The following is a 2,749-nucleotide window of genomic DNA, read 5'->3' on the forward strand; positions in this document are numbered from 1 at the left end:
TCAGCCGTTGCCATGAGAACGCCAGCAACCGAATTGATGCGATCGGACTCGGACAGGGTTTCATCCTTGAACGCAGCAATGGTGCTGTCGGCATAGTCCTTTGGCAGCGGCTTGACCTTGGCAATGCCGAGTTGCTGTTGTGCAGCGAGAGACGCCGCGATTGCCGCCTGTGCCCCGCCCTCCTGATCGACGCTCGTCCATGCCTGCGAGACGCTGGGGAACACCTGACGCACATAGGACGCCGGATCGGCCTCACGCGCTTTCAGCGTAGCCGCTGCGGCCTTGGACAGAGCATCGTAGCGCGCCTGTTCGAGTGCCGCGTCATTGCCGGAGCTTTTCGGCACCGACGACTGGACAAGCTGTTCGATGTCCGCGCTGGACATGGTGCGCATGCCATAGGCTTGTTCGCTCGTCTCGACGGCGGCGCGGAACTTGCCGTAGCGCTCGGAACCGTCCACCGGGCCATAGGCGGTCTGGAACTGTTCCAGCGAGGGCAGTTGCCCGTCATACTTTCCGGTGTTGAGGATGGCGGTCGGTGCGTTTTCGGCCGCAACCTCTATTCCGGCGCGGCTTTCGACGTTGATCTGGTTCTGGCGGGTTTCAGCCTGCTTGCGGAGCCTCGCCTGATCTTCCGGCGACAGACGCTTGAACCAGTCGGGACCGGCATTGCCGCGAATGATCGCCGCTTCTTCTGTTCGACGCTTGGCGTTGACGCCTCCGTTGTGGCCTTTCAGCCCCTCCACTGCTGAAGCGATGGTTTCAACGTCGCCCGTCTTGGCAGCCTCAACAACTGACTTCGGAAGGGAGCCGTAATTATAGGCGACGGAGACGAGTGCCGCACGGGCCTGTGCCGGGATCGTGGCCCATGTCTCCTGTCCCACGGAACGGATTGCGCCGGCCTCAAACTCCCGCGTGCGGCGGGCCAGATCACGCTCCGCATCGGCGCGGGATACCTTGTCGCCCTGCTTGACCTTGACGATCGTGCCGTTTTCCTTGGTGATCGTGTCCGAGCCGTAGCCGGTTCGATACGCATTCACGTCCCAATAGGGCGTCTCGCGGAACCCCTCAAAGCGACGGAGCAACGCGGCAGCATCGGAATCGCCAAGAACGACAGCCGGGTCTTTCTCGACAAGCAACGCGCCGCGATTGAAGTCTGCGCCCTCGACATACAGTTTCTTCCGCGCGTCGACCTGATCGGGCGTCAGAAGCCCCGCCTGTCCCGCAACGTCGATAGCCCCGATGATCTCGTTACGAGCCTTGGCCTTCACGTCCTCCGGAATGAGCGGATCGACATAAAGCCTGCGATTAGCCTCCAATGCCTCATCGAGCGCGTTCGTCTCGGCCTGACGGCGAAGCGTGGTTCCCATGTCGATGATCGTGTCATTGGTGCGGACGATATCGACTTCGGACTGCGCAAGCCATTTCTCGCGCATCTGCCGGTCGCGAATGAGATTGCCGGCCTCATTCACTGCCTTGCGCGTGCCCTTCCCTGCCCTCTGGCCAAAGGTGGAATAATCGCCGTCCTGCTCGAACTGGTTTTGCAGATCAAGGAAGCGCTTCGTCTTCAAGGCTTCGGCGCGCGACAGATCGACAACGTTCTGCTGCTGCTTCTGCTTCTCACCGAGCGCGGAAATACCCGCCCCGAACGCTTCCAGCCCGCGTCCGATTGCCGACGTATCGGCAGACGAGATCATGCGGCCGGAGCGAAGCGAGCCAGGTTGGCTCAGGTCGTCGCGTGACGGCAATCTAGCCATGCGTGCTTGACCCCGGCGACATCGTTTCGTTTAGACGAGCAAATTCACCGAAAACGTTGCGTGCGGCATCATCATACGCAAGTGCATCATCTTCTGGCGTGGCGTGGTAGCCAAGCGAATGATGCTTTCCATCATAATAGATTGTAGCGCGCCACTTGCGATTTAAGTTATCCCGATGATCAAGTCGCACGCCTTTGTAGCCACTCGTATTGTTTCGAGACAGCGCTTTGTTCCACTGATTTTGGCTAGCCGTAGCAAAACGAAGATTGCCGCGCCGATTATTGAGGCCATTCCCATCTCTGTGATCGACGCGCTTGCCGAACTTTGATCCCATGATGAACGCGTGAAGCCCAACTTTGCGATACTGGCCGTCCTCATTGAGAATGCTCGTAAGGGCATAAACGGTGTTGTTGTCCGCCACTGCGTGCCACTTGTGACGTGAAACCGCCGCGACATCTCTGCGGTCTATAATGGCCTCATGACCTTGTGTGAGCGGGACAACGGCGTGGCTCTCGCGGCAAATGATTGGGCGATCTTCACGCATCGGACCCCCGGCGTGCGGATCGCTATATTTGCGCCAGCGCATGTAATGCGCATTGCACCAGCCCCGCACTAGGGGGCCGTGCCCGCTACAGATCGAGCAATCTCCGATTGGACGCGCCATCAGGACCAAGCCTTCGCGAAGCCGCCGAAGCCGCCCAGCACCGAGCCGAGCAATGACGCCTTGCCCTCACGCCTGCGGTTGGCAGCGGCGTTGAACAGCCCTTCCTTGCGCGACTTGCCGCCGTAGAGATCGACCTGTGCGTTGTATTCCGCCTGCCCTGCCGTGTCCGTCATCAGCTTGACGATGGTCGGCGCATCCGAACCAGCACCGGCACCGGACGCGGCAGCAAGGGCCTGCTGGCGTGAATTGATCAGCGCGCCCTCACGGCGCTTTTGAATGGCGTCGCGCTGGGATGCGGCAAGCTCTTCCTTGCCCTTCTCTTCGAGCTGCA

At 60.4% G+C, this 2,749-nt stretch carries 3 protein-coding genes; all 3 read right to left on the reverse strand.

Annotated features, from left to right (window positions below):
* The coding region (locus WC026_RS17325) for a lysozyme (RefSeq protein WP_372712259.1) at positions 1-1,754 on the reverse strand (1,754 nt) is incomplete at its 3' end.
* Positions 1,747-2,298, reverse strand: a complete 552-nt coding sequence (locus tag WC026_RS17330) for an HNH endonuclease (RefSeq protein ID WP_372712260.1) — start codon at positions 2,296-2,298, stop codon at positions 1,747-1,749. The genes WC026_RS17330 and WC026_RS17325, both read right to left, overlap by 8 nt.
* Before the next feature lie 119 nt (positions 2,299-2,417).
* On the reverse strand, positions 2,418-2,749 hold a 332-nt coding region (locus WC026_RS17335; RefSeq protein WP_372712261.1), incomplete at its 5' end, for a hypothetical protein.

It is taken from the genome of Hyphomicrobium sp. (genome assembly GCF_041674905.1).
Taxonomy (GTDB): Bacteria; Pseudomonadota; Alphaproteobacteria; order Rhizobiales; family Hyphomicrobiaceae; genus Hyphomicrobium_B.

What these genes read in the sequence shown, in the direction of transcription:
- WC026_RS17330 (WP_372712260.1), bottom strand. Translation starts at nt 2,298, where the DNA reads ATGCGTGAAGATCGCCCAATCATTTGCCGCGAGAGCCACGCCGTTGTC.